The sequence below is a fragment of the Pseudorhodobacter sp. E13 genome (genome assembly GCF_003991405.1).
GTDB lineage: Bacteria > Pseudomonadota > Alphaproteobacteria > Rhodobacterales > Rhodobacteraceae > Pseudorhodobacter.
On record NZ_RPEN01000159.1, the window covers coordinates 39,120 to 63,937 of the forward strand.

20 protein-coding genes and 1 riboswitch are annotated in these 24,818 nt (G+C 61.2%); of the genes, 5 read left to right on the forward strand and 15 right to left on the reverse strand.

Going from position 1 to position 24,818, the window contains the following annotated elements; all coding sequences use genetic code 11:
• Window positions 1–57: 57 nt before the first annotated feature.
• The 4 genes from EGN72_RS16280 to EGN72_RS16295 form a co-directional block, all read right to left on the reverse strand.
• Window positions 58–2,625, reverse strand: coding sequence for a putative PEP-binding protein (locus tag EGN72_RS16280; RefSeq protein ID WP_127049494.1), 2,568 nt, complete (start codon window positions 2,623–2,625; stop codon window positions 58–60).
• Between the two features lie 174 nt (window positions 2,626–2,799).
• Window positions 2,800–5,019: a glycine--tRNA ligase subunit beta gene (gene glyS / locus EGN72_RS16285; RefSeq protein WP_127049496.1), complete on the reverse strand. Its 2,220-nt coding sequence runs from the start codon at window positions 5,017–5,019 to the stop codon at window positions 2,800–2,802.
• A gap of 3 nt (window positions 5,020–5,022) precedes the next feature.
• A complete protein-coding gene (locus EGN72_RS16290; RefSeq protein ID WP_233587167.1) occupies window positions 5,023–5,535 on the reverse strand; it encodes a DUF6446 family protein in 513 nt (170 codons plus the stop codon).
• A 20-nt stretch (window positions 5,536–5,555) separates the two neighbouring features.
• Window positions 5,556–6,512, reverse strand: coding sequence for a glycine--tRNA ligase subunit alpha (locus EGN72_RS16295; RefSeq protein WP_127049498.1), 957 nt, complete (start codon window positions 6,510–6,512; stop codon window positions 5,556–5,558).
• Window positions 6,513–6,713: 201 nt separating this feature from the next.
• On the opposite strand from EGN72_RS16295, the gene EGN72_RS16300 reads away from it, so the two are divergent.
• Entirely contained in the window at window positions 6,714–8,534 is a 1,821-nt protein-coding gene (locus tag EGN72_RS16300; protein ID WP_127049500.1) for a serine protease, read from the forward strand.
• 60 nt (window positions 8,535–8,594) lie between these two features.
• Here the strand turns inward: EGN72_RS16300 and EGN72_RS16305 are convergent, their stop codons facing one another.
• The 6 genes from EGN72_RS16305 to EGN72_RS16330 form a co-directional block, all read right to left on the reverse strand.
• Complete coding sequence (locus EGN72_RS16305; protein ID WP_127049502.1) at window positions 8,595–10,049, reverse strand: TrkH family potassium uptake protein; 1,455 nt, start codon at window positions 10,047–10,049, stop codon at window positions 8,595–8,597.
• 57 nt (window positions 10,050–10,106) lie between these two features.
• A complete protein-coding gene (locus EGN72_RS16310; protein ID WP_127049504.1) occupies window positions 10,107–11,555 on the reverse strand; it encodes a TrkH family potassium uptake protein in 1,449 nt (482 codons plus the stop codon).
• Window positions 11,556–11,639: 84 nt separating this feature from the next.
• Entirely contained in the window at window positions 11,640–12,722 is a 1,083-nt protein-coding gene (gene folE2 / locus EGN72_RS16315; protein ID WP_127049506.1) for a GTP cyclohydrolase FolE2, read from the reverse strand.
• Between the two features lie 163 nt (window positions 12,723–12,885).
• Window positions 12,886–13,323, reverse strand: a complete 438-nt coding sequence (locus EGN72_RS16320; protein WP_127049508.1) for a hypothetical protein — start codon at window positions 13,321–13,323, stop codon at window positions 12,886–12,888.
• A 54-nt stretch (window positions 13,324–13,377) separates the two neighbouring features.
• Window positions 13,378–14,559 (reverse strand): O-succinylhomoserine sulfhydrylase, encoded by a 1,182-nt coding sequence (gene metZ, locus EGN72_RS16325; protein WP_127049510.1) that lies wholly within the window; start codon window positions 14,557–14,559, stop codon window positions 13,378–13,380.
• 59 nt (window positions 14,560–14,618) lie between these two features.
• Window positions 14,619–14,696, reverse strand: a riboswitch (SAM riboswitch).
• 75 nt (window positions 14,697–14,771) lie between these two features.
• A complete protein-coding gene (locus tag EGN72_RS16330; RefSeq protein ID WP_158623212.1) occupies window positions 14,772–15,410 on the reverse strand; it encodes a hypothetical protein in 639 nt (212 codons plus the stop codon).
• A gap of 211 nt (window positions 15,411–15,621) precedes the next feature.
• Here EGN72_RS16330 and EGN72_RS16335 point away from each other — a divergent pair, with 211 nt between their 5' ends.
• Entirely contained in the window at window positions 15,622–16,554 is a 933-nt protein-coding gene (locus EGN72_RS16335; protein ID WP_158623213.1) for a mechanosensitive ion channel family protein, read from the forward strand.
• A 16-nt stretch (window positions 16,555–16,570) separates the two neighbouring features.
• On the opposite strand, the gene EGN72_RS16340 is transcribed toward EGN72_RS16335, so the two are convergent.
• Both EGN72_RS16340 and EGN72_RS16345 read right to left on the reverse strand, forming a co-directional pair.
• A complete protein-coding gene (locus EGN72_RS16340; protein WP_127049519.1) occupies window positions 16,571–17,188 on the reverse strand; it encodes an inner membrane-spanning protein YciB in 618 nt (205 codons plus the stop codon).
• A gap of 3 nt (window positions 17,189–17,191) precedes the next feature.
• Entirely contained in the window at window positions 17,192–18,091 is a 900-nt protein-coding gene (locus EGN72_RS16345) for a DMT family transporter (protein WP_127049520.1), read from the reverse strand.
• A gap of 285 nt (window positions 18,092–18,376) precedes the next feature.
• Between EGN72_RS16345 and EGN72_RS16350 the strand changes: the two genes are divergently transcribed.
• Window positions 18,377–19,594: a LysM peptidoglycan-binding domain-containing protein gene (locus tag EGN72_RS16350; protein ID WP_127049522.1), complete on the forward strand. Its 1,218-nt coding sequence runs from the start codon at window positions 18,377–18,379 to the stop codon at window positions 19,592–19,594.
• Window positions 19,595–19,624: 30 nt separating this feature from the next.
• Here the strand turns inward: EGN72_RS16350 and ftsY are convergent, their stop codons facing one another.
• Both ftsY and EGN72_RS16360 read right to left on the reverse strand, forming a co-directional pair.
• Window positions 19,625–20,710 carry a signal recognition particle-docking protein FtsY gene (gene ftsY, locus EGN72_RS16355; protein ID WP_127049524.1) on the reverse strand — a complete coding sequence of 362 codons (1,086 nt, stop codon included), beginning with the start codon at window positions 20,708–20,710 and terminating at the stop codon, window positions 19,625–19,627.
• 63 nt (window positions 20,711–20,773) lie between these two features.
• Entirely contained in the window at window positions 20,774–21,535 is a 762-nt protein-coding gene (locus EGN72_RS16360; RefSeq protein ID WP_127049526.1) for a lysoplasmalogenase family protein, read from the reverse strand.
• Between the two features lie 78 nt (window positions 21,536–21,613).
• Here EGN72_RS16360 and EGN72_RS16365 point away from each other — a divergent pair, with 78 nt between their 5' ends.
• Both EGN72_RS16365 and EGN72_RS16370 read left to right on the forward strand, forming a co-directional pair.
• Window positions 21,614–22,669: an alkane 1-monooxygenase gene (locus tag EGN72_RS16365; RefSeq protein ID WP_370323330.1), complete on the forward strand. Its 1,056-nt coding sequence runs from the start codon at window positions 21,614–21,616 to the stop codon at window positions 22,667–22,669.
• A gap of 61 nt (window positions 22,670–22,730) precedes the next feature.
• Window positions 22,731–23,126: a hypothetical protein gene (locus EGN72_RS16370; RefSeq protein ID WP_127049528.1), complete on the forward strand. Its 396-nt coding sequence runs from the start codon at window positions 22,731–22,733 to the stop codon at window positions 23,124–23,126.
• A 93-nt stretch (window positions 23,127–23,219) separates the two neighbouring features.
• On the opposite strand, the gene xseA is transcribed toward EGN72_RS16370, so the two are convergent.
• Window positions 23,220–24,809: an exodeoxyribonuclease VII large subunit gene (xseA, locus tag EGN72_RS16375; RefSeq protein ID WP_127049530.1), complete on the reverse strand. Its 1,590-nt coding sequence runs from the start codon at window positions 24,807–24,809 to the stop codon at window positions 23,220–23,222.
• Between the last annotated feature and the right edge of the window lie 9 nt (window positions 24,810–24,818).

Below are 24,818 nucleotides of genomic sequence, written 5' to 3' on the forward strand. Positions count from 1 at the left end.
GATATTTATGCAACATTAATGAGACGAATTCCGCCGATGCCCTGCACACGAGACAGGCTAAAGCATTGTTTCATCGACACTTTCATCCAAGCGATCCAACAGGGCCAAATGTGCTGCGGCAAGCCGTGCCAAGGGCACCCGATAGGGGGAACAGGACACATAGTCAAAGCCCGCCTTGCGACAAAAGGCGATTGATTCGGGGTTGCCGCCATGTTCGCCACAGATCGACAGGGTCAGTTTCTCGCGCATCTGGCGGCCACGCTCGGCGCCGATCAACAGCAACTCGCCCACCCCGTCCACATCCAGCATATGGAAGGGGTCTTCGGGATAGACGCCTTGCTGCACATAGGTGTTCATAAAGCGCCCGGCATCATCGCGCGACAGACCATAAGTCATCTGCGTCAGGTCATTGGTGCCAAAAGACAGGAAAGACGCGTGCTGCGCGATATCGCCAGCGCGCAAAGCCGCGCGCGGCGTTTCCACCATGACCCCCAGCTTGAAGGCGAAATCCATCCCCTTGGCTGCACGCACCTTGGCGGCCACCGCATCCATGCGCATCTTGACCAGCTCCACCTCGCGCTTGGCCGACACCAGCGGGATCATGATTTCCGGCACAATAGAGCCGCCGCGCCGGGCCACCTCGATCACTGCCTCAAAAATCGCCTGCGCCTGCATGTCATAGATTTCAGGCAGCACAATGCCTAAGCGAACGCCCCGCATCCCCAACATCGGGTTGAATTCGGCCAACGCCTCGGCCCGGCGCATGACCTCGGACAAAGGCTTGTCCAGCGCCTCGGCCAATTCGCGCATCCCTTCGCGGGAATGGGGCAGGAATTCATGCAGCGGCGGGTCAAACAAACGAATACAAACCGGCAAACCCTGCATGATTTCAAACAGTTGCACAAAGTCGGCGCGCTGCATCGGCAACAGACGCGCAAGCGCCGTGGCCCGGTCTTCAGGTGTGTCGGCAAAGATCATCTCGCGCATGGCGACCAGCCGCGCCTCTTCAAAGAACATATGTTCCGTGCGACACAGCCCAATGCCCTGCGCCTCAAAATTGCGGGCGGTCTGGGCGTCGGCGGGCGTATCGGCATTGGCGCGGATGCCGATATCGCGCACATCATCGGCCCAGGACAGCAGCGTGCGGAAGGCATCATCCAGCGCCGGGGGCAACATTTCCGCCGCGCCGGCCAGCACCTCGCCGGTGGTGCCATCAACGGTGATGATATCGCCTTCCTTGAACACACGCCCGGATTTGGTGGTGACTTTCAGGTCCTTGGCATCAAAGCTCAGGTCCGAGGCCCCCACGATGCAAGGCAGGCCCAGCCCGCGACCGATCACCGCCGCGTGGCTGGTCATGCCACCGCGTTCGGTCAGAACCCCGGCGGCGGAATGCATGCCGCGAATATCCTCAGGCGCGGTTTCACGGCGCACCAGAATGCACGGCTCCCCGCGTGAGGCGCTGGCCTGCGCCGCCGCCGAGGAAAACACGATCCGCCCCGTCGCCGCCCCCGGACTGGCCGCAATACCACGCCCGACCACATCGCGAGGGCCGCGCGGGTCCACCTGCGGGTGCAGAAGTTCGGACAAGGCGCGCGGCTCCACCCGCAGCAGTGCTTCTTCGCGGGTGATGATGCCATCCTTGGCCAGATCGACCGCGATTCGCAGCCCTGCCCGGCTGGACCGCGGGACGCGCACCGCGTCAATCACCGCCAACTTACTGTCATCAATGGTAAATTCGATCTGCATCTCTTCGCGCAGCTTGGTGCGGCAGGCGCTGCCTTGGCGGGCAAGGCTTTCGAAAATCTCGGGCGCGAGGTCTTCCAGCGAGGGGCCGCGCGGATCGCGGGTCAGGTAGATCGCATCTTTCACACGATCCTTGATCTCGGTCCCTTGGCTTTGGCCCAGAAAGCGCCCGGTCACTTGTTCCAGCCCGGTCACGGGGTCAATGAATTGAATGACGCCGCTGCCGGAAATACCTTGCCCGATGCCTTGCGCCATTTCCTGCACCACCAGCCCCAGGGCCGCATCTTCCGGCGCGCCTTTGGATTGGCGCAGCAGGCGTGCCGAAGTGCCCCCCCATGCCCGCGCCATGGAGCGCAGCACCTCGGCCAGTTGCCGGGCCGGGTCTTCGGGGAAGTCTTCGTCCATTTCGTCGCGGTAGGCGCGCAGGGCATCGCGCAGGGCCTCTGCCGAAGGTTCGGCAATTTCGAACATATCGGGGTCCAGCCGGGCGACATGCACGGCATAGCCTTGCACAAAGCGAAGATAGAGCGAATCTGCCGCCGCTTGGCCTTGGGTCTTGACCAGTTCGGCATGTCGCGCGGCATTCATCCCGATATTGAGCACGGTCGAGGGGCCGCCCCAATCCGGCTCTGCCGGGCTGGGCCGGACCGATACCAAAGGGGCCGCGCCGAAACAGGCCAGCACCCCTTCGCAATCCAGGCTGCGCCCTGCCGCTATGTCCTGCACCGTCTGCGCCGAAAGCGCCACCGTGCGCGGCACCGGCATATCCAACCGCACCAGCCGTTGCAGGCATTTCGCGCGCCAGCCATGCGACTCGGTTGTGATTTTGGCCGAGGGGCTGATTTCGGTGAAGTCGGTGATCGGCTGGAGTTTCTGCACTGCGGCACCCTTGTATTTTCAGGCGCAGCATACGCGGATCGGGCAGTCACGCAAGCGTTACGATGGTCTTGTGTGGCCAAGGGTCGGGGGGATCACGCCCCCGGGCGGATGTTCTGCGCCGGGGGTTTCACACCCCCGGACCCCCGTGGGATATTTTCAAATAGATGAAAGGGGTCAGCCTTCGATCTTTGTCAGGTCTGCGACAGGGGCGCAGGCGGCGCGGATGCGGTGCAAAAGGTTCAGGCGGTTGCGGCGGATGACTTCGGAGTCCGCGTTCACCTGCACTGTTTCGAAAAACGCATCAATCGGGGCGCGAAGCTTGGCGAGTTCTGCCATGGCGCCTGCGAAATCCTCGGTCGCCATGGCCGGGGCGATGGAGGATTCGGCGGCATCAAGTGCGGCGAACAGGCTGCGTTCGGCATCGGTTTCCGCGAATTTGATATCGGCGCCGTAGGAATATTCCACCCCGTCCTTGGTTTCGGCTTGGGTCAGGATGTTATTGGCGCGTTTGAAACCTTGCAGAAGGTTGGTGCCATCCTCGGACTGGATAAAGGCATTGAGCGCGCGGGCGCGGTTGACCAGCAGAGTCAGATCATCATTGCCGGGCATAGCGATGCAGGCGTCGATGATGTCATGGCGGATGCCTTCGTCTTTCAGGAAGACTTTTAGGCGGTCGTGGAAGAAAGCGAGGAGGTCGTAAATACTAGCCGTTAGTGCCCCAACTTCGGGAGAAAGTTCGTTCTCAGAAGCCTTAAAAGCCTCCTTCAGCAGTTTTTGAGCGAAAACTGGCTCTCCAATGCTCGCCGCAAATTGCGCCACTTGCCGCGCTTGATCTCGAATGTCAAAGCCCTGCCGTGTGGCAGCGTGGCAGCCCACACCAAATGCTGTTGGATTCAAAACGTGAATCCTAACCCCATTCCCCAGCACCAACCTTATAACCCCCAGTGCCGCGCGGCGCAGGGCGTAGGGGTCTTTCGACCCTGTGGGCTTCTCATCAATTGCCCAGAAGCCCGTCAGCGTATCGATCTTGTCGGCCAGCGCAACGGCGACGGAGACAGGGTCGGTTGGCACGTCATCGGTGGGGCCGAGGGGTTTGTAATGCATTTCACACGCCTCTGGCACGCCATCGTCATGGCCTGCGGCTTGCGCGTAGTAACGGCCCATCAGGCCTTGGAGTTCGGGAAATTCGCCGACCATGGCCGATTGCAGATCAGCCTTGCAGATGCGCGCCGCCTCGGCGGCCAGATCGGGTTTCGCGCCGACCATGGGGGCGATTTCACGGGCCAGCGCCTCGATCCGTTTCACGCGGTCGGCCTGACTGCCAAGCTTGTTGTGGAAGGTGACGTTCGCAAGCCCTGCGCCCATGCCTTCCAGCCCTGCGGTTTTCACCATGCGCAGGTCGTTTTCCCAGAAGAATTTGGCATCTGACAGCCGGGCCGACAGCACTTTGTTATTGCCCGCCAGAATCGTCGCGCCGTGATCTTTTGTTTCGCGATTGGCAACAGTCACGAAGCCCTCAATCCGGCCCGTCTTGGGGTTGCGGACCGAGAAGAACTTTTGATGTTCCTTCATCGAGGTTTGCAGCACCTCGGGCGGCAGGCCCAGAAAGGCCTCGCCGATCTTGCCCATCAGCACCACGGGCCATTCGACCAGCCCCGCGACTTCGGCCAGCAGGCCCGCATCCGGCACAATTTCCAGCCCCTGCGCGAAGGCCTGATTTTGCGCGTCCTGCCAGATGGCGGCTTCGCGTTCGGCGGCATCCAGCACCACATGGGCGCGGCGCAGCTTGACGCGGTAATCTTCAAAGCTGGAGACGGCAAAGCGCGAGGGCGCCATGAAACGATGGCCTTCGGTGGTGTTGCCCGCTGTCAAGTGATCGACGGTGACGGGCACAACCTCGGCCCCGGCTTCGTCATTCAGCAGGCAGAGGATGGATTGCAGCGGGCGCACCCAGCGCAAAGCCCCCGCGCCCCAGCGCATCGACTTTGGCCACGGGAAATTGCGGATCGTGGCTTCCACCACTTCGGCCACAATCTCGGCGGCGGCACGGCCCGGCTTTTCGATCACCGCGAAATAGACCTGCCCCTTTTTGTCATCACGCAGTTCCAATTGGTCCTTGGTCAGACCGGTAGAGCGCAAAAACCCCTGCAAGGCGGCGTCGGGGGCATCGGCCTTGGGGCCTTTGCGTTCCTCACGCACGGGTTTGGATTCGGCCAGCAGCCCTTCTACCGTCAGCACAAGACGGCGCGGCGTGGAAAAGGCGCCAGCGGAAGCATAGGTCAGCCCCGCCTCCACCAGCCCATCGGTGACAAGCTTTTTCAGATCCGCACAGGCGCGGGCCTGCATGCGGGCGGGGATTTCCTCGGAAAACAGTTCAAGCAAAAGATCGGGCATGGGTCACTTCTCCGACGCGGCTGCGGGCGGGGTGGGGCAGCCTTCTGGTGCGGGTTTGCCGTCAAAGACAACGGCGCCGCAATGGTTGATCTGATGCCAGGCATAGGCGCGGCCATCATCCATGATGGCGACCACGCGGTCGATGCCATAGCTGATGTTTTCTTCGCCCAGATAGGCCACGGCGCGCCCTTCTTCCAGCGCGGCCCCGATGGCTTGTGCGTCAAAGCAGCCAAACCAGCTTGGCGCGTTCAGCGGCACCGCCTCATCATAAATCTTGTAGGTTTCGGTCAGCATCGCCATGCTTTGCGGCGTGCGGAAACAAGCCCGGAACCGGATGGGAGAGCTGTCAGCGTCAATCCCTTCAAACCCTTCGATCAGGATGGGTTCGGCGATGCCATCCACCGTGGTCATGCGGATTTCGGCAGCGGGCGCATTGGCCGCGATTTCGCGGTAATAGCCGTATACCTGAAGATAATAGACGCCTGCGCCTGCCAAGAGAGCTGAGATCACGATCACACCTACAAAGATTTTGCCAATCACAGCGTTTCCAGTTCAGCCATAGGGGCCTCGGGGGTGCCCCCTGCTGCCTCGGTGCGCACGAAGGCATCGGCGCAGGCCTTGGCCAAGGCGCGCACGCGGCCGATATAGGCCTGCCGTTCGGTCACCGAAATCACGCCGCGCGCGTCCAGCAGGTTGAACAGATGGCTGGCCTTGATGCATTGGTCATAGGCCGGGTGGGCCATGATGATGGCCCGGCCCGCGCTGTCCTTGACCGGGGCGTTCAGGCTGCGCAGACATTCCGCCTCGGCATCCTTGAAATGTTGCAGCAGCGTGTCGGTATCGGCCTGATCAAAGTTCCAGCGGCTGTATTCCTGTTCGGTCTGGCGGAACACATCGCCATAGGTCAGGGCAATCGGGGCATCCGGGTCGTTGAACGGCATGTCCATCACATGATCGACACCAAGGATATACATCGCCAACCGCTCCAACCCGTAGGTCAACTCTCCCGAAACGGGGTGGCAATCATGGCCGCCGACCTGTTGGAAATAGGTGAACTGGCTGACTTCCATGCCATCACACCACACTTCCCAGCCAAGCCCCCAAGCGCCCAGCGTCGGGCTTTCCCAGTCATCCTCGACAAAGCGGATGTCATGCATTTCCATATCAATGCCAATCGCCGCCAGCGACCCCAGATACAGCGCCTGCAAATCCGGCGGGCTGGGTTTGATCAGCACTTGATACTGATAGTAATGCTGCAAACGGTTCGGGTTTTCGCCATAGCGCCCATCGGTCGGGCGGCGCGACGGCTGCACATAGGCCGCAGCCCAAGGCTTTGCCCCAAGCGACCGCAACGTGGTGGCCGGGTGGAACGTGCCTGCGCCCACCTCCATGTCATAGGGTTGCATCACGGCGCAGCCTTTGGAGGCCCAATAGGTCATCAACCGCAAGATGATCTCTTGAAAACTGCGCGGGGCGGTGGGCGTCTGGGTCATGCTGTCCCTCTGGGGCTGGTCCGTTGGACGTGTTGGCCATTCCATAGGCAAAGGGCAGCAAAGGGTCAATGCACCCAAGGCGTCGCAGCCCCCCTTGTGCCGCGAGAAATGCCGTCAAAAATGCGTCACACTCTGGTAAATCAGTAGAAATTGTGGTTTCGCAGGGGAATACATTGACGATTTCACCGGAACGGGAGCCGCATGCGACATTACCTTTCTCTTTTCGCCCTACTGTTGGTTATTCTGTCCCCGGTGGGCGCACGCGCGCAAGAGCGGGCATGGGTCCAGATTGAGGCGCAGCCGACCTTGGCCCAAGCCGAAGAACGTGCCCGCGCTTATGCGGCGGCCTTCACCGATGTTGCAGGCTTTCGGATGAGTTCGGGCTGGTATGCTATTGCGCTTGGCCCCTATACGCCGGATGCGGCCCTGGCCCGGCTGGGCGAATTGCGGCGCGACAATCTGATCCCGGCAGACAGCTTTATCGCGGGCGGCGATCTGTTCCGCCAAGCCTTCTGGCCGGTGGGCGCTGACCCCGCTGCAGCCCCGGTGATGGGCGCCGCGCCCGATATCACCACCGATGCCACCGTGGCCCCGGTGGAAACCGCAGCGATTGACGCACCCGCGCCCGAAGCCACCCCCGAAACCGTGACCGAACCGGCCCCTGTCGTTGAACCGCAACCCGTTGTGGAACCGCAGGAAACCCTTGCCGAAGCGCAGCGTTCCGAAGCCGCCCTTAGCCGGGATGAGCGGATGGCCCTGCAAGAGGCGCTGCAATGGTTCGGCTTTTACAACAGCGCGATTGATGGTGCTTTTGGCAGGGGCACCCGTGCCTCCATGTCTGCCTGGCAAGAGGCGAAAGGCCATGAGCCGACAGGCGTGATGACCACCAAGCAGCGCGACCAGATCTTTGCCGAAAAGAATGCCATCATCGCGGAACTGGGCTTGGAACCCATCACCGAGGAAGAAGCCGGCATCGAAGTGACCTTGCCCCTCGCCCTTGTGGAATTCGACCATTACGAGCCGCCTTTCGTGCATTTTGCTGAAAAGAACGGGTCGGGCATGCGGGTCGTGCTGATTTCCGAGCCCGGCGACCGGGCGGTGCTGCGCGGGCTGTATGACATCTTGCAAACGCTGGAAGTGGTGCCCCCCGCAGGCGAACGGAGCCTGACAGACCGGGGTTTCACCATCGACGCGGCGAATGACAGCATCGCCTCGCACAGCTTTGCCGAGCTGAGCGGCGGGTTGATCAAAGGCTATATCCTGATCTGGGAACCCAAGGCCGCCGACAAAGCGGGCCGGGCGCGGGCGGCGATCGAGGCCAGCTTCAAGACCATCGGCGGGCGCGCGCTGGATCCGGGCCTTGTCTCGCTGGATGACGCGCAGCGCCGCAGCCTGCTGGCCGGGATGGAAGTGCGCAAGCCCCGCCTGTCGCGCAGCGGTTTCTTTGTCTCGGCCAATGGGGCCGTGCTGACAACGACCGAGGCGCTGCAAAATTGCAGCCGCATCACACTGGACCGCGATATCGAGGCAAAGATCACGGCGCAGGATGATGCCAGCGGCCTTGCCCTGCTGACGCCCAACAAGCAACTCGCCCCGCGCCATGTCGCCGCCTTTGAGGCGAAGGACCTGCGGGTCGGCACCGAAGTCGCCTTGGCGGGCTATAGCTATGAGGATGCGCTGCCCTCGCCCACGCTGACCTTTGGCGCGCTGGAGGCAACAACCGGCCTTGCCGGGGAAACCGGCATCGCGCGGCTGTCGCTGACCTCGCTGCCCGGTGATGCGGGTGGGCCGGTGGTGGATGGCACGGGTGCGGTGCTGGGCATGTTGATCCCGGCCACCGCAACCGATGGTCGCGTGCTGCCGGCAGAAGTGTCCTTCCTTGCCAATGCGGGCAGCATCACGGCGCTGCTGCGTCAGGCCGGGATCACCCCCGCCACCGCCAGCCGCCAAGGTGCGCTGCCGCCCGAGGATCTGACCGATCTGGCCACCTCGATGACGGTTCTGGTATCCTGCTGGGAATAAGCCTTTTGGGTTCGGGCGGCCGTTACCCCGCCCGGACCCGCACAGCACCGTGAAGGCCAATCAACTGCGCCAGAAGCGGGCAAGGAACAGCACATAAACCGACAGCAGTTCCAACCGCCCGACCAGCATCCCCGCGATCATGATCCACCGCGCCAACGCCGGAAACCCATCCACCGCACCTGTCGGCCCCACCTCTGGCCCAAAGGCCGGGCCGACATTGGCCACCGCCGTCCATGCGGCGGTAAAGGCGGTTTTCATCTCTAACCCGGTGAAAGACAGCGCCACCGCGACGACGCCAAAGGTCAGGATGAACAGCGTGAAAAACACGATGACCGAGTTGATAACATCATTCCCCACGCGCCGCCCCTCATAGCGCACGTCGATCATGGCCGATGGGCTGTGCAAGCGGCGCACCTGCACCTTGATCGCCTCAAACAGGATCAGATAGCGGAAAACCTTGACCGAACAGCCGGTGGAGGAGGTGCAGCCCCCGATCAACCCCACCATGATCAGCACCACAAAGGGAAACGGCCCCCAAGTTGACAGATCGACCGAGGCAAAGCCGGTGCCGGAAAAGGTGGATACGATGTTGAAGCTGCTTTCGCGGATCGATTCCAGAAAGGGGCGATCAAAGTGATACATCTCATAGGCCGTCACGGCGAGCGCGGCATAGGCGTTCCAGCGCACATAGGCCCGCACCTGCGCATCGCGCCACAAGGGGCCAAAATTGCCCTGCGCCACCTGCACAAAGCGGATAAAGGGCAAGCTGGCCAGCAACATGAAGATGATGGCGACCACCTCCATCGAATGTGGGAATTTGCCGAAGGAAATGTCGGAACTGGAAAACCCGCCCGTGGATACCGTGGTCAGCGCATGGACCACCGCGTCAAACCCGCTCATCCCCAGGGCGAAATAGGCCGCAGCGCAGGCCACTGTCAGGATGATGTAAATCTGGATCAGCGCCGAGGAGATATCCAGCGCGCGCGGCAGGATTTTGCCCAAGGTGTCGAACCCCTCGGATCGGAAAAACTGCATCCCGCCGACCTTCATCACCGGCAAAAAGATCAGGGCCACGATCACGATCCCCAAGCCGCCCAGCCATTGCAGGATGCCGCGCCACAGGTTCACCCCCGGCGGCAAGCTATCCAACCCGGAAAACACCGTGGTGCCGGTGGTGGTCATTCCCGAAACCGCCTCGAACACGGCATTGGTCAGGCTGGCATCCGGCGCACCGAAGATGAACGGCAAGGCCCCGAACAGTGGCAAGGCAACCCATGTGCCCGTGGTCAGCACAAAGGATTGCCGCAGCGTGATCCCCTGCCCTTTCTCGGTGCTGTTGGCACAGGCCAGCGACAGCATCGCCCCGACAAGGCAGGTCAGAACCGACGCTTCCAGAAAGGCCATCCAATTGTCATCGCCGGACAGATAGTCCAGCATCATCGGAAATAGCATCATCGCCCCCAAAGTGGCGATCAGCAGACCGATGATGTATCCGACAGGGCGTATATTCAGCATGGCGCAGACTTGAAGCGCGCGGGCCTGCCTGTCAACTCCCTGTGGCAGGCTGTGGCATCAGCGGCGCCAGAAGGCTGGCAGCAATATCACCAAAATCGCCAGCAAGCCCAAGCGCCCCAGCAGCATCGCCACCGTCATGATGGCAATCGCCCCTTGCGGAAAGTCGATGAAGGTTCCGGTGCGCAAGACCAGCGGACCAAAGCCATAGCCAACATTGCCCAGCGTGGTCCAGATCGCGAAAAAGGCCGATACTGTATCCACCCCGGTCAGCGACACCGCAACCGTCATCAGCCCCAGCAGCAGAATGTAGCCGGTAAAGAACAGGATCAGCCCGTTCAGCACGTCCTCCTCTACCCTTCGCCCATCATATTTGACCAAGGCAACCGTGTTCGGGCTGGTGATTTGCGTCAGATGCGCGCGCAGGGCCGAAAGCGCCACCTGCACCCGGAACACGCTAAGCCCTGCCGCCGATGACCCCGAACAGGCGCCGATCGTCCCGATCACAAACGCCACGATCAGCATGAACCCGCCCCAAGCCGGAAAAGACCCGGAGAAGAACCCGGTGCTGGACATGATCGACGTAAGGTTGAACAGGCTTTGCCGAAAGGCCGGTTCCAGCGGCATATCGGTGCGCACCACCTGCCACAAAGTCACCATCGCCACCGCCGTTCCTAGCCACAACAGATAGGCCCGCACCTGCACATCACGCCACAACGGCTTTGCATCGCCATGCAACATCTGCACATAGCGCAAATAGGGCAATGAGCCTGCCAGCATGAAAACCGTGCCGACATATTCACCAATGCCCGAATACTTCTCAAACGACACATCGGACGGGGAAAACCCACCTGTGGCAATCGTCGCGGCCCCGTTCACAATGGCATCCAACGCCGACATCCCGATCAACCCATAGGTCAGGATGCAGATCGCTGTCAGCAGCACATAGACCCGCGCCAGTTCAAAGGCGAGGTCGGTGGCGCGCGGCAGTTCCTTGCCAAAGGTTTCAAACCCTTCGGTGCGGAAAAACTGCATCCCCCCCACCCGCATCACGGGCAGAAAGATCATCGCGATAAAGGCGATGCCCAGCCCCCCCAACCAGTTCAACATGCCGCGCCACAGGTTCATGCCTGCCGGCAGATCATCCAGCCCGTAGATCACCGTGGCCCCGGTGGTGGTGATACCCGACACCGCTTCAAAATACGCATCCGAGAATTGCAGATGCGGCTCCCCCAGATAAAACGGCAGCGCCCCGAAGCCGGGGACGAAAACCCAGATACCAACAGTCAGGATATAAGCCTGCTTGACCGACAAGTTGCCGCGCAACGCGTTCTGCGAGGTCAGAATCATGCACAGGCCGACAAAGCCGGTGGCCAGCGCGGATTCCAGAATATGGGTGCCGTTGTCCAGCCCGCTGCGCAAATCAACCACGGCAGGCGCCATCATCAGAATGGCGAGCACGATCAGGATACGCCCGATCACATAGGCAACGGGGCGTATGTCGATCATGATGGCGCTAGCGGTAATCCTGCGGCGCAGAAACGTCAATCGGGGTTGTGAAGCCCCGGTTCAAACGCCCCTTAACCGCCGAAATTAACCGACATGAAACAAAGTCGTGAACAGCTTGGGGTCCAGACTGTCAGCGGCAAAGGTGTCACCGATGGTCAGCACGCTGACCGCATCATGGCTGTGCAGGCTTTCCTGATGGCTGGCGATGATTCTGAAATCGCCCACGCGCGGATCGGCCTGCAATTGCGCGCAGAAGCTGCGGGCCGCATCTTCGACGAAAATCGGATTCGCGGCGTTCAACTCGGCAAAAGCCTGTTCATCCTCGCGCTTCACCATCACTTGCGTTTCGGTCGGCACGGCGGCGCGGGCCAGATCAATCAGATCCTCGAACCACAGGCATGTGTCACCGGTCAAGACCACCGAAATCCGCGCGACCGACCGCTGACTATGCGGCGTTGCAAGCTGGCCGCGCACCCGACGCGCATGTTCCGAAAGTTCCAGCGAGCAGGGGCAGGTGCTGGAATAGACATAGTCCAGATGCATGATGGATTTGCGCTGCCCGCCCACATCGACCAGTTCCAACGCGATGTCATAATACTGCCAACCCGACAGACCCGACCGCAGGCTTTCGATTTTCATCGGAAAGGAAAACCGCATCTGGATACGCGCATCAAAACTGTCCAGATCGCGCTTGTAATCTTCCAGCGCACGCTCGATCACCTTGTAGCTGAAGGATTTTTCGGCATGGGCATAGAATGACCGCATGATGCGGCTCATGTTGATGCCCTTCTTTTCCGCCTCAAGGCTGACCGTGCCGGTGACGCTGGTTTCCAGCATCACATCGGCCCCATCGCGGGTGTGATAGCGGATCGGCAGGCGGAAGTTTGAAATGCCGACATGCTGGATCAGCGCCTTTTCGCCCCGGATCAGGCTGGCCGGGCCGTTCTGCAAATCGGGCAGGCCCGCCTTATAGGCCGCATCCGCCTTGAAATCCGCCGGGTATTCATCGGTCAGGAAGGGATAGGCGCTTTCCAGCACTGCTTGGGCCCCCATTTGTGCCGCATCCGCCGATGGCACCGCATTCGCCCATCGGCGCAAGACGGCCAAGGCCGCTTCGGCTTCGGCCTTGCTGGGTGCGGATTCAGTCTTTGGCGTGTGCATGTTCATGGCTAGCCCCTCTGGGTCGCGGCCCGGCAATTCCCTGACCAAAGGTCGATTTAAGGCGCTCCCGCCAAATAGCAAACCCTGCCAGCCGCCGCAGAGCATTTTTCTTTGCTACGATAACACGGGCAAACCACAAAGGGAAATGACGCAACGGCATGGGCATCGGTCAATGGGCCGTGCCAAGGGTTTTGCTGTGGCTTGGTGCATCGACAATCGCATATTCACTGCGCGCCACCTGCCAGACGCCGCCGATCCGCCGCAGGATCGACAGCACCGGATAAGGCTGCTGCACAATCGTGGTGCGCGCGATCAAACGGGTTTCATGGGTGGCCTGCGCCGTATCTGCATCAAGAAAGGCCGCCGAAACACAGGTGCGATGCAACAGCGTGACCTGCCGCTCGGCAAAATGCTTGCGCACCCCGTCAAACACCTGCCGCAGCTCGTCCACCGAGGTCAGATCGCGTTCCCCGTCAAAGCTGACAACGCGGTGTGGCAGCGCGAAACAGGGGGCGAACAGGTCGAAATTCCCTGTCATCAACCCTTTGCCGCTGCGGTCCAGCAAATCCTCCGAGATTTGCTTGGCTGTCATTTCCGGTTCCGGCATCACGCCTCCGTTTTGTCAAACCAGCGGGCGCGCGCCGCAGGGGCCACCCAGCCCTTATACCGCAGCAAGCCCGCTTTGCAGATCAGCGATCAAATCGGCCGGGTCTTCCAGCCCGACGGACAGGCGGATCAGACCGGGCGTAATGCCGAGGCTGGCCTTTTGATCATCGGGCAGGCGTTGGTGGGTGGTCGTGGCCGGATGGGTGGCAATGGTTTTCGCATCGCCCAGATTGTTGGAAATCTTGATGATTTCCAGCGCGTTCATAAAGCGGAACGCCGCCTCCTTGCCGCCTTTGATGTCAAAGGCCAGCATGGTGCCCCCGGACCCCATCTGCCGCGCCGCCAGATCGGCCTGCGGGTGGCTGTAAAGCCCCGGATAGATCACCCGCGCCAGCCGCGCATCGCCTTCCAGCGCCGCCGCGACCTTGGCCGCGCTATCGGCCATCGCGCGGCACCGCAGGTCCAGCGTGGCCATGCCGTTCAGCATGATCCAAGCGGTAAAGGGGCTCATGGAGCCGCCCGTGTGTTTCATGTAAGGTTCCACCACCTTGCGGATAAAGGCCTTGGTGCCACAGATCACCCCGCCCAGTGCGCGGCCCTGCCCGTCCACATGCTTGGTCGTGGAATAGACGATCACATCTGCGCCCTGCGCCACAGCCCGCGAAAAGATCGGCGTGGCAAAGACGTTATCCACCACCACCAGCGCGCCGACCTTGTGGGCAATCGCGGAAACCGCCTCAATATCAATCAGTTCCAGCGTGGGGTTGGACATGGATTCAAAGAACACCGCCTTGGTGCCGGGCACGCAGGCCGCCTCCCATGCGGCCAGATCAGGCCCATCCACAAAGGTGACCTTGACGCCATAACGGGTCAGGATTTCTTCAAGAATATACAGGCAAGACCCGAACAGCGCGCGGCTGGAAACCACATGATCCCCCGCCCGCAGCATCGAGGTCAGCGCGCCCGACACCGCCGCCATGCCGCTGGCAGTGGCAAAGGCGTCTTCGGTGCCTTCGATTGCGGCGATGCGCTCTTCGAACATCCGCACGGTCGGGTTTCCATAGCGGGCATAGATAAACTCATCCGCGCCCGCTTGGATAAAGCGCGCCTCGGCCTGTTCGGCGCTGTCATAGGCAAAGCCCTGCGTCAGAAAGATCGCCTCGGCCATCTCGCCATACTGGCTGCGGCGGCTGCCCTCATGCACCAGTTGCGTGCGTGTTTTCCAATCTTTCGTCATGCGCTCGGCCCCTTGCTGCCCAAAACAGCCCATTAAAAAACCCGGCTACCCAAAGGTGCCGGGCTGATCCCGATCCCTCTTTAGCGGTTTGTTTAACGTGGCCCGCAATCCGGTAACAAAGCGCCACGACACCCCAATTACGCGCCAAAGGCCCAAACGTCAACGCCCCTTGCACACCCCGCCCGACAAGGAGGCGGGGCTGCAGGGTGGCATCAACGCTGCCGCTCTCCCGGCTCCGGTGTCAACCAGAACACGGCGCGGAATACCGCTGTCAGGATCACATGATGCACGATGGGCAGGAAAGCGTAGTAGACCATCCACCCTTCAAGCGAGACAGCTTTGATCATGGTTTCATTCAACAGAATATAGGTCAGATGCAGAACCAACATCGCCTGCGTCAATTCCTTGGCATAGGGGGCAAAGGTCTTGCCCGGCCAATAGGCCCGCGTGGTGGAATGGCTGCCATCCAGCGCATCGACGGCAAACAGGAACACAAAGCCCGCGCTTATCAGGCTTGGCACATGCTGGCACAACAGCGGATGCTGCGCCGCCACAAGCACCGCGCCGGGGATCAGCAAGGCCCCCACAATCCGCTTGCGCCCGGCCATCGGGCCGTCGCGCCGCTGCTCCCGCGCGAACTGGTCGCGCCAGCGCAGGGCAAAGCGAGCAATCTGGCACAGGATGAAGGCCATGACGAAGGCAAATTCCGGCGTGTCCGGCCAAAAGGCATTGAACACCGGAAAGGCGATCAGCAACACCGCCGAAGGCAACATGCTGCGCGCCTCGATCATCGGAATATTTTCAAACAACGCCACGAAAATGCGCAGTGTCAGCAAGATGCGCCCGCCCATCGGTGCCTCCCTTTCCATTTCGCCCCACCGCAGGAAGTGCCAGCCAAATCGGGCGACACTAGGGCGAAATTGCAACCGGCGCGGCACCAGCCCGCAGTTACCGCAGTTTTTTGGGAACCCATCGGCAAGCCGGGGCGTTGCACAGGCAGACCCCAAATTCGGGGCCCTTCGGGGAACACGAGCGATCAACGGGAAAGCGAATAGCGACAATATGGCCAGCGAAACCACCGACACCACAGCAACCATTGACCTGAATCCCGAAAAAGCGCTGGCCCAGATTGACAGTTGGCTCGACACGACAACCCGCCTGCTGCCCAATATCATCGTCGCGCTGATCTTTGCGGTGCTGATGTGGTATGTGGCGCGGGTTGTCGGCTATTTCGTGCGCAGAACCGCCGCCACGCGGGGGCGCGATAATCTGGGCGATGTGTTTGGCGGGTTTATCCGCTGGGCGGTTTTTGCCTTTGGCGCGATGATTGCGCTGACCATCGTCTTGCCCAGCCTGAAACCCGGCGATCTGGTCGCGGGGCTTGGCATCGGCTCAGTTGCGATTGGTTTTGCCTTCAAGGATATTTTGCAAAACTGGTTGGCGGGAATGCTGATCCTGCTGCGCCAGCCTTTTGATGTCGGCGATGATATCATCGTGGGCAGCCATGAAGGCACGGTTGAGCGGATTGAAAGCCGCGCCACCCTGATCCGCACCTATGACGGCCAGCGCGTCATTATTCCCAATGCCGAACTTTACACCGATGTCGTTCAGGTCATCACCGCCTATGATGCGCGACGGCTGCAAATGGATTTCGGCATCGGCTATGATGATGATATCGACACCGCCTGCACTGTGATGCTGGACGCCATTTCCGGGATTGATGGGGTGGAAACCGACCCTGCGCCCCAAGCCCTGCCATGGTCGCTGGATGCGTCTTGGGTCACGATCCGGCTGCGCTGGTGGGTGAAAAAAGGCGGCCCGGTGCTGGGCACCCGTGTTGCCGTGCTCAAGCAGGTCAAAGCCGCGCTGGAGGCGAATGGCATCGATATTCCGTTCGAGATTCAGACCCATCTGGTGCGCGACGAAACCCCGCTGGACCGCGTCAAACAACGCGCCGAAGTAGAAGGCGCGCTGGCGGCCCCCGCCAGCCGGTAAAGGCTGCCGCCGGGCCTTAGTCTTTGTCGGGGGTCTGCGCCGGGTCTTCCAAAGCGTATTTGGCAAAGACCCGGCTTTGCGTCATGAAAAACAGAAACATCGCTGCCGTCAGCCCGAAGGTTTTGAAATTCACCCAAGCCTCGGTGGAAAACCCGCGCCAGATCACCTCATTCAACACGGCAAGGGCTATGAAAAACAGGGTCAGGCGGCGCGTCAGGATCAGCCATCCTTCGGGATGCATGGGCAACAACTCTCCCATCACGGCCTTCAGATAGGATTCGCCGCGCAGCAGGCCAAAGCCCAGAATACCGGCGAACAGCGCATAGATCATGGTGGGCTTCATCTTGAAGAACCGCTCATCGTTGAGCCAGACCGACAGCCCGCCGAACACCACGACCAGCACCACCGTCATCACCTGCATCTTTGACAGTTTGCCCGTCAGCGCCCAGAGGATACCGGTAGACAGCAGCATCAACGGAATGAAGGCCGCCGTGACAACGATAAAACCGTCATAATCCGTGCCGCCGATGGTAAAAACCTGATCTTTCAGCTTCACATAGCCGATGAAAAAGGCAGCCACCGGCCCCAGTTCCAACAAAAGCTTCAACCCGCCGCTGATCTTCTTTTCCGCCATAGCCTATCCCATCATTTCCACAATCACGGCCCCCGCCGCGATAAGCGCCATCAGGCCCAGTTGCACCTTTGTCACCCGCTCTTTCAACACCAGCCACCCAATCAGCGCGGCAAAGACGGTTGAGGTTTCGCGCAACACCGCCGCTTCGCCGACCTTGTCCAGCCGGGTTGCCATCAAGATGGACCCGAAACTGAAAAATGCAACAAAGGCCCCCAGAATGCCGCGCTTGAACAGCGGCACCGCCTGTTGAAAGCTTAACGCCGCCAATTCGCGCCGCATCACCAGCGGCATGAAAAACCCATCCAGCATGAAAAACCACGCAAGGAAGGTGAAGGGGTCATAGGTGGCGCGGATGCCGTATGCGTCATAAGTGGTGTAAAGCGCGACAAAGCATCCCGTTGCCACCGCCAGCACCAAGGCCTGCACCAGCGTTTCCCGCGCCACCACCACATAGCGCAGATTATAGGCCGCCAGACCGAATATCCCCGCCAGCAAGGTTGCAAGCCCCAGCCATTGCCCGGGTGTGAAATGTTCGTCAAACCACAGCATCGCGCCCAGCACTGCAAACAGTGGCCCCGTCCCGCGCACCACCGGATAGACCACCGTATAAGCGCCGCGACTATAGGTCATGGCTTGCAGGTATTTATAGCCTGCATGGATCACCATCGCCCCGAGAAAGATCAGCCACATATGCGGTTCCGGCCATGGCACGATGAACAGGGCAAAGGGGGCGGCGATCAGGGCGTAGGAAATATCTATCGCAGTGCGCGACATCCAGGGATCGTGCTTGCCCTTTTGCAGGGCCCCGAACAGCGCGTGCAATACAGCCGCCATCAAGGCCAGACCCAAGGCAAGGTCATGCCCCGCCTCTGACCCTTCCAGATTGATCAGCCATTCGGCCATCTGCAATGTTTACCCCGGATCGAATGGTCAATAGGTCTGAAGCGCCGCCATGGCAAAACGCCAGAACGCCCCTTATGGACGGCGTTTACACGGCTTTGTTGCGGGTTGAAATGGCACAATTCGGGGCCAGATCACCGCATCCAGCCCGGAATCCAGCAAAATCTCGCCCCTAGCGTCGCTGCTGGACATACATGCAAATCAATTGCGAATCGACAAGTCTCTAGTATATCATCAAGGAATTATCGTCCGCAGACACGGCCCATTCTTCTCATTGAGAGTATTGAAATGCGTTTTGTTGCCGCTGAGCGGCTGATAGCTGCTGCCGAAAGCAAGTTCTGTGACGATGCGTCCGAACTTTTGACCAACGCTCTCCAAACCCGCGAAGTTCAACGGCGCGTGGACGCGGAAACCGGGCAATCGACCCGCACGCCGCCCCGCCCCATTCTGCGCATTTATGAGGAGGCCTTGGACGCCGCCACGACCCGGTTCTGTCGCGGTGCGCGGGGAGCGACGGTCAACTGGACCGTAAACTACAAGATGAAGGGGCGCTCGTGGAATGCCACGGTCGTGGTCACTGCTACTTTTCGGCGCGATCGCAAGGGCGGAAAAACCTATCAGGTCAAGCCCGATGAAACAATTTGGCAGATAGCCGAGCGGCACTATGGCAGTGGCTTCTACTGGCCCGCGATTGAGAGCGAAAACCCCTTTATGGTGTCAGATGGAAACTTCATCCTTGCCGGAATAGGGTTGTCGCTTCCGAGTATTGACACGCTTGCCGACCTTGACCTTGTTCCAGCAATCAAGACCGCCAGCGCGCCAGCGAATGCACGGCGTCCGGCGCGCACGGTCAGGTTTCCAACGCTCGAAATGTTCTTTAGCGGGTCGCGCAACATCACGACCACAACCATCCGGGCACGTGGGGTGACTGCGGTCCTCAGCGTGGCTCTCAAGGGAAAGATCAAAGTCCGCAAGGACGGCTCTTTACCGGCAGGCTTTGCCTATAGCCGACATGAGCGAGAGGCCACAATCGCAACCGAGGCCTTTGCCACCGCGATCAAATGCGACAAGCTCGGTGTAAAAGAGCTGTCTTTTACCAGTGAAATTGCGCGCACGGGTTGGAAAGCAAAGTTTGTCGTCGGCAAAGACGGAACATTCACGGTGAATATTACCCCCAAAATGGTCGACTTTCATTACCAAGGCTTTCACATGATTGGCGAGTTGGGAATAGACGCTTCTTGCCGGATCACTGTCGATCCTGAAAACGAAAGCAGGCCACCAAGTGCGGGTGCCGCGCAGAGTTTGACAATGGCGGATCGCATCGAAATCTGGTTTCAGGAGAACGGAACGCTGGTCGCGGGCGTTGCGGTGACAACCGCCGCGGCAATTGTCGCGGCGACCCTGATCGAAGATGTCGTAAGCGGCGGCGCGGGCGTGGCCGATGATGCGGTGTCGTTTCGGCTCGCCTATTCCGTAGCGCGGGCGGGGCTGCGATACATCCGGTAAACCTTAACGGTATCCAACAGGCAGACCCGCCTATGGGGTCGCATCAAGGCCAACCAAAGCCGCTGCAAACTCTTCGGGGTCGAAGGGGGCAAGATCGTCGATTTGTTCCCCGATACCGATGGCATGGATCGGCAAGCCGAATTTATCGGCCAAAGCCACCAGCACGCCGCCCTTTGCCGTGCCGTCGAGCTTGGTCATCACAAGGCCCGAAACATCGGCGAGTTTTCGGAAAATCTCCACCTGATTAAGCGCGTTCTGGCCGGTTGTCGCATCCAGCACCAAAAGCGTGTTATGCGGGGCCTCCGGGTCTTTTTTGCGGATCACGCGGACGATCTTGGTAAGTTCTTCCATCAGATCGGCGCGGTTTTGCAAGCGGCCTGCGGTGTCGATCATCAACAGATCAGCGCCGCTTTCCTGTGCCTTGGTCATCGCATCAAAGGCAAGGCTGGCCGGGTCAGAGCCTTCGGGCGCGGTGAGGACGGGCACGCCAGCGCGCTGACCCCAGACCTGCAATTGCTCCACCGCTGCGGCGCGGAACGTATCGCCCGCAGCGATCACCACCGATTTCCCCGCAGCTTTGAACTGGCTGGCCAGCTTGCCGATGGTCGTGGTCTTGCCAGAGCCATTGACGCCCACCACCAGCACCACTTGCGGGCGTTTGGCGTAAAGCGGCATCGGCTTGGCCACAGGGTCCATGATCCGGGTGACTTCGGCGGCAAGCGCTTGTTTGATCTCGGTCGCGCTGACGCGTTTGCCCATGCGGCCTTCGGCGATATTGGCCGTAACGCGCAGGGCGGTATCCACGCCCATATCCGCCTCGATCAGCAATTCCTCAAGGCTTTCGAGCATGGCATCATCAAAGACGCGCTTTGCCTCGGCTGGGGTTTGGCCCATCAGGCGGCCAAGGATGCCGGGTTTGGGATCGGGTTTTGCAGCAGGGGGTGCCGCTTTGGGCGCCGCAGGGGGCGCTATTTCAACCGCTTGCGGGGGGGCACTGGCGGCAGGCGGTGCCTCGGCCACCGGGTCCCCGGCTGTGTTGACCAGCGCCTCCAGCCCATCACCGATTTTGTCCGAGGATCGGAACATCCGGTCTTTCAGCTTTTTGAAAAAGGACATCGGGCCTCCGGCTTGGGAATGCTTTTCCTTCACCTAGTCAATTCCGGCGGCTAATGAAAGGGCCTAGCCTTTGAGCAAGGTCCAATAGCCCAGCGCCCCCAGCATCAAAAGCATCTGGCCACACCAATAGGCGGGCCAGAGCATCAACGACAGCACCCGCTTTGCCTTGGGGGAGGCGACCACGAACAGCCGCAGCGCCAGCAAAAGATCAGACAGCACAAACAGCGCGGCCCCCGCTTGCACGACCCTTGCAAACCGATACTCCACCAGCAGAATGGCAACCGCCGCCATCACGCCGATCACCAGCACATAGCCGCGCACGGGCCAGCGCAATGTGCCGGTCTTGGGCGCAAGCCAAAACTCGGTAGAGATCAGAAGCCCAAGCAGACCAGCAAGCGCAAGGCCTTGGCCGATGGACAGCCCATGTGCTGCCGCCCCCAAGGCGGCAAACTGGTCGTTCAGATCAGCCGTCCGCTGCCACAGCGCGAAAGCATACAGCAAATGGCCCAGCGCAAAGGCGGCCATGCCGGCCAGAAAGGCCCGCGCCGCAGGGCGGGCAAGGGCAAAATCGCCCAGCGCCCCGAAGAACAACCCCAAGGGCATGAGCCAAAGCAAACCATCTGCCCGAAGCCGAGAGGAAAACAGCGCCGCATCAAGCAACAGCATCAGGGCCACCAAGCCCGCCGCCCCCGCCTTCACCCAAGCGCCCGTCAGGCTGACCGTATCGCGCCCCGACCAGACCAGCCAATAGGCGACAAAGCAGATCAAAGCCCCGGCGATCAGCCCCAATGGGATGACATCGTGACGCAGCAAATCAAAATTCATCACTTGCCCCTAAACCTTTGGCCTGAACCGCCGTTAGGGTTATGTTATGGCCGAATGCCGCCTGTCAGGAAATGACCAATGCCCAAAATGCCCCTTTTTGCCTTGGCCGCCCTTGCCCCGTTTGGCCTGTTGGCCTTGGGCGCGGGGTTTGGCGGAGTCTGGGCCTTGGCCGCGCTGGTTTATATGGGGGCGCTGACGGCGCTTCTGGATCAACTCAGCCCGATGGTTGCCCTTGATGCGCCAGAGGGGACCGAGTTTCCCGCCGCCGATGCCTTGCTGCTGGTCTTGGGGCTGGCGCATCTGGTGGCTTTTCCCTTGGTGGTCTGGGCCGTGGCGGGGCCAAGCGGTTTGGCTGGCTGGGAACGCGCGGTGCTGGCGCTGGGGGCGGGGCAATGGTTTGGTCAGGTTTCCAACCCCTGCGCACATGAGCTGATCCACCGTGGCAATCGGGGCCTCTATTGGCTGGGCGTGACGCTTTATGCGACGATGCTGTTCGGGCATCACGCCTCGGCGCACCGATTGGTGCACCACCGCCACGCAGCCTCCTTGGCCGATCCGAACACGGCGCGGGCGGGCGAGAGTTTTTACCAGTTCTGGCCACGGGCTTGGGCAGGCTCTTTCCGGCTGGGCTGGCTGGCAGAGACGGCGCGGCGGCAGGGCAAGCCGGGGCTGCACCCTTATCTGATATATGGCGCGATTTCGCTGGCATCCTTGGCTTTGGGTTTTGCGCTGGCGGGGGGGGCCGGGGCTGTCACTTGGCTGGCGCTGGCCGTCTATGGGCACAGCCAGTTGCTGCTGGCCGATTACGTTCAGCACTATGGCTTGCTGCGCGATGCCCGCCCCGATGGCAGCCTTGAACCCGTGTCCGAGCGGCATAGCTGGAACGCGCCGCATTGGTTCTCCTCGGCGCTGATGCTGAACGCGCCGCGCCATTCCGATCATCACGCCCATCCCTCGCGCCCCTATGCCGCCTTGCGCCTGCCCGCGCGCGGCGATGCCCCCTACCTGCCCTATCCGCTGCCCATCTGCTGCACATTGGCGCTTGCCCCGCGCCGCTGGAAACGCGTCATGACCCGCCGCCTTGACCAGTGGCACACAACCGCCCAAACCAAAGCACCACCAACGCAAGCGTGACTGGAAGTCAGCGCGATTTTGCGACATGCTGCGGCAAAGCGAACCCCGAAAGGCCCGTTTCATGCGCATTGTTCTGCTGTCTGCCTTGCTGCTCGCCTCTCCCGCTTTGGCGGGCGAAGACCCGATGACGGGGGCGGAATTTGAAGCCTATTCCACCGGCAAAACCCTGACTTATGCCTCCAACGGCGAGGTGTATGGGGTAGAGCAATATCTATCCAACCGGCGCGTCCGCTGGGCCTTTGTCGATGATACCTGCCGCATCGGGCATTGGTATGAACAGGGCGAGGAAATCTGTTTCGTCTATGAACATGATGCCACCCCGCAATGCTGGACCTTCCATCTGATCGACGGCAAGCTGAAGGCGCGCTTCATCGCGGACCCGCCCAGAACCGAGCTGTCAGAGGTCAACCAAACCGATGAGCCTTTGGCCTGCACCGGGCCGGATGTGGGCGTGTAGTTTCACTTTCCCAACATCCGCCCTGCGCGCTGCGCGATTTATCACCGGAAAACCCTGCGGGCTTTGCGAGTAAACATCACAAAGCGAACATCGTCAGAACAAACGGCCCTGCCCGTCTGGCCCGGCGGGTGGTGTTTTGGGCGGCGTGGCTTTGGCAGGCTTTGCCTCCGTTTTCAGGCCAAGGCGGCCATCGTGGAACTCTATCTCCAAGGCCCCTGCCCGCTCTGCCATGGCTTTGGAGGTGACAACCCCATCCTCGCCCCGCACCACGGCATAGCCGCGCCGCAAGGTTTCAGCATAGCCCAAGGTCTGCCGCGTGCGGTCCAGCGCCTCCAACCGTTTGGTAAGGTCGGCAAGGCGCAGGCTTTGGGCCGATTGCAGGCGCGTCTCCAGCCCGGTCAGTTTTTCGCGCGACCGGGCGATGTCGCGCCCCGCATCGGCGAAGGCACGGTCCAACGCGCGCGGCAGGCGGGCGGCAAGCAGGTCCAGCCGCTCCCCCGCGCGTTCGACCCGCCGCGCTTGCGCCATTCCCAAGGCGCGGGCGCGTTCGTCCAGCCGGTCACGCCGCCGCGCCACCAGATCCAGCAACAGGCGCGGGCGCATCGGGGCGGCCACCCGGTCCAGCGCGCTGCGTTTGGTGCTGGTAGCCATCACCAAAGCACCGCCCAAACGGCCTGACCACAGATCAAACCGCTGCGCAGACGCTTGGGTCAGCGTGTCCAACCGGGGCAAGGCCCGGCCCAGATCGCGCAGGCGCTGACCGCGCAGGCCCACCATCTGCGCAATGGCGCGGGACAGCCGCGCGCCTTGCCCGTCCAGCGCCGCCAACAATTCCATCCGCACCGGCACGGCCATTTCTGCCGCCGCCGTAGGGGTAGGCGCGCGGCGGTCACTGGCGTAATCAATCAGCGTGGTATCGGTTTCATGCCCCACCGCCGAGATCAGCGGAATGTCACTTTCTGCCGCGGCCCGCACCACGATTTCCTCGTTGAAGCCCCACAGATCCTCAAGCGACCCACCGCCCCGCGCCACGATAATCAGATCAGGCCGCGGGATCGGCCCCCCCGGCGCAATCGCGTTGAAGCCACGGATCGCGGCGGCCACTTCGGGCGCGCAGGCTTGACCCTGCACAGCCACCGGCCACACCAACACATGACGCGGAAAACGGTCGCGCAGGCGGTGCAGAATATCGCGGATCACCGCACCCGAAGGCGAGGTGACAACCCCGATCACCTTCGGCAAATACGGCAAAGGCCGTTTGCGCCCCGCATCAAACAAGCCTTCGGCGGCCAGTGCCTTTCGCCGCGCCTCCAGCATGGCCATCAAGGCACCAGCACCCGCTGGGGCGATATCTTCCACGATCAACTGATATTTCGACTGACCCGGAAAGGTGGTCATGCGGCCCGTGGCCACCACTTCCATCCCCTCCTCCGGGCGGACCTGCATTTTCGCAACCTGCCCTTTCCACGAAATCGCGGCGATGACCGAACGGTCATCCTTCAGGTCGAAATACATATGCCCCGAGGCAGGCCGCGACACGCGCCCAATCTCGCCACGCACGCGGACAAGGCCAAATTCCCCTTCGATCACCCGCTTCACCGCGCCTGAAAGTTCAGACACCGTGAATTCAGGGGAGTTTCCACTGGCACCACCTGCGGGGCCGTCTTCGAACAGGTCACTCATGCCTTAGCC

Excerpts from the sequence above, each read along its gene's own strand:
- EGN72_RS16330 (WP_158623212.1), bottom strand. The coding sequence starts at position 15,410 with ATGGGCGGGCGCATCTTGCTGACACTGCGCATTTTCGTGGCGTTGTTT.
- EGN72_RS16345 (WP_127049520.1), bottom strand. The coding sequence starts at position 18,091 with ATGGCCGAATGGCTGATCAATCTGGAAGGGTCAGAGGCGGGGCATGAC.
- EGN72_RS16360 (WP_127049526.1), bottom strand. The coding sequence starts at position 21,535 with ATGAATTTTGATTTGCTGCGTCACGATGTCATCCCATTGGGGCTGATC.
- metZ (WP_127049510.1), bottom strand. The coding sequence starts at position 14,559 with ATGACGAAAGATTGGAAAACACGCACGCAACTGGTGCATGAGGGCAGC.
- xseA (WP_127049530.1), bottom strand. The coding sequence starts at position 24,809 with ATGAGTGACCTGTTCGAAGACGGCCCCGCAGGTGGTGCCAGTGGAAAC.
- EGN72_RS16295 (WP_127049498.1), bottom strand. The coding sequence starts at position 6,512 with ATGACCCAGACGCCCACCGCCCCGCGCAGTTTTCAAGAGATCATCTTG.
- EGN72_RS16370 (WP_127049528.1), top strand. The coding sequence starts at position 22,731 with ATGCGCATTGTTCTGCTGTCTGCCTTGCTGCTCGCCTCTCCCGCTTTG.
- EGN72_RS16305 (WP_127049502.1), bottom strand. The coding sequence starts at position 10,049 with ATGCTGAATATACGCCCTGTCGGATACATCATCGGTCTGCTGATCGCC.
- EGN72_RS16335 (WP_158623213.1), top strand. The coding sequence starts at position 15,622 with ATGGCCAGCGAAACCACCGACACCACAGCAACCATTGACCTGAATCCC.
- EGN72_RS16340 (WP_127049519.1), bottom strand. The coding sequence starts at position 17,188 with ATGGCGGAAAAGAAGATCAGCGGCGGGTTGAAGCTTTTGTTGGAACTG.
- folE2 (WP_127049506.1), bottom strand. The coding sequence starts at position 12,722 with ATGAACATGCACACGCCAAAGACTGAATCCGCACCCAGCAAGGCCGAA.
- EGN72_RS16300 (WP_127049500.1), top strand. The coding sequence starts at position 6,714 with ATGCGACATTACCTTTCTCTTTTCGCCCTACTGTTGGTTATTCTGTCC.
- EGN72_RS16350 (WP_127049522.1), top strand. The coding sequence starts at position 18,377 with ATGCGTTTTGTTGCCGCTGAGCGGCTGATAGCTGCTGCCGAAAGCAAG.
- EGN72_RS16365 (WP_370323330.1), top strand. The coding sequence starts at position 21,614 with ATGCCCAAAATGCCCCTTTTTGCCTTGGCCGCCCTTGCCCCGTTTGGC.
- EGN72_RS16320 (WP_127049508.1), bottom strand. The coding sequence starts at position 13,323 with ATGCCGGAACCGGAAATGACAGCCAAGCAAATCTCGGAGGATTTGCTG.
- ftsY (WP_127049524.1), bottom strand. The coding sequence starts at position 20,710 with ATGTCCTTTTTCAAAAAGCTGAAAGACCGGATGTTCCGATCCTCGGAC.
- EGN72_RS16310 (WP_127049504.1), bottom strand. The coding sequence starts at position 11,555 with ATGATCGACATACGCCCCGTTGCCTATGTGATCGGGCGTATCCTGATC.
- glyS (WP_127049496.1), bottom strand. The coding sequence starts at position 5,019 with ATGCCCGATCTTTTGCTTGAACTGTTTTCCGAGGAAATCCCCGCCCGC.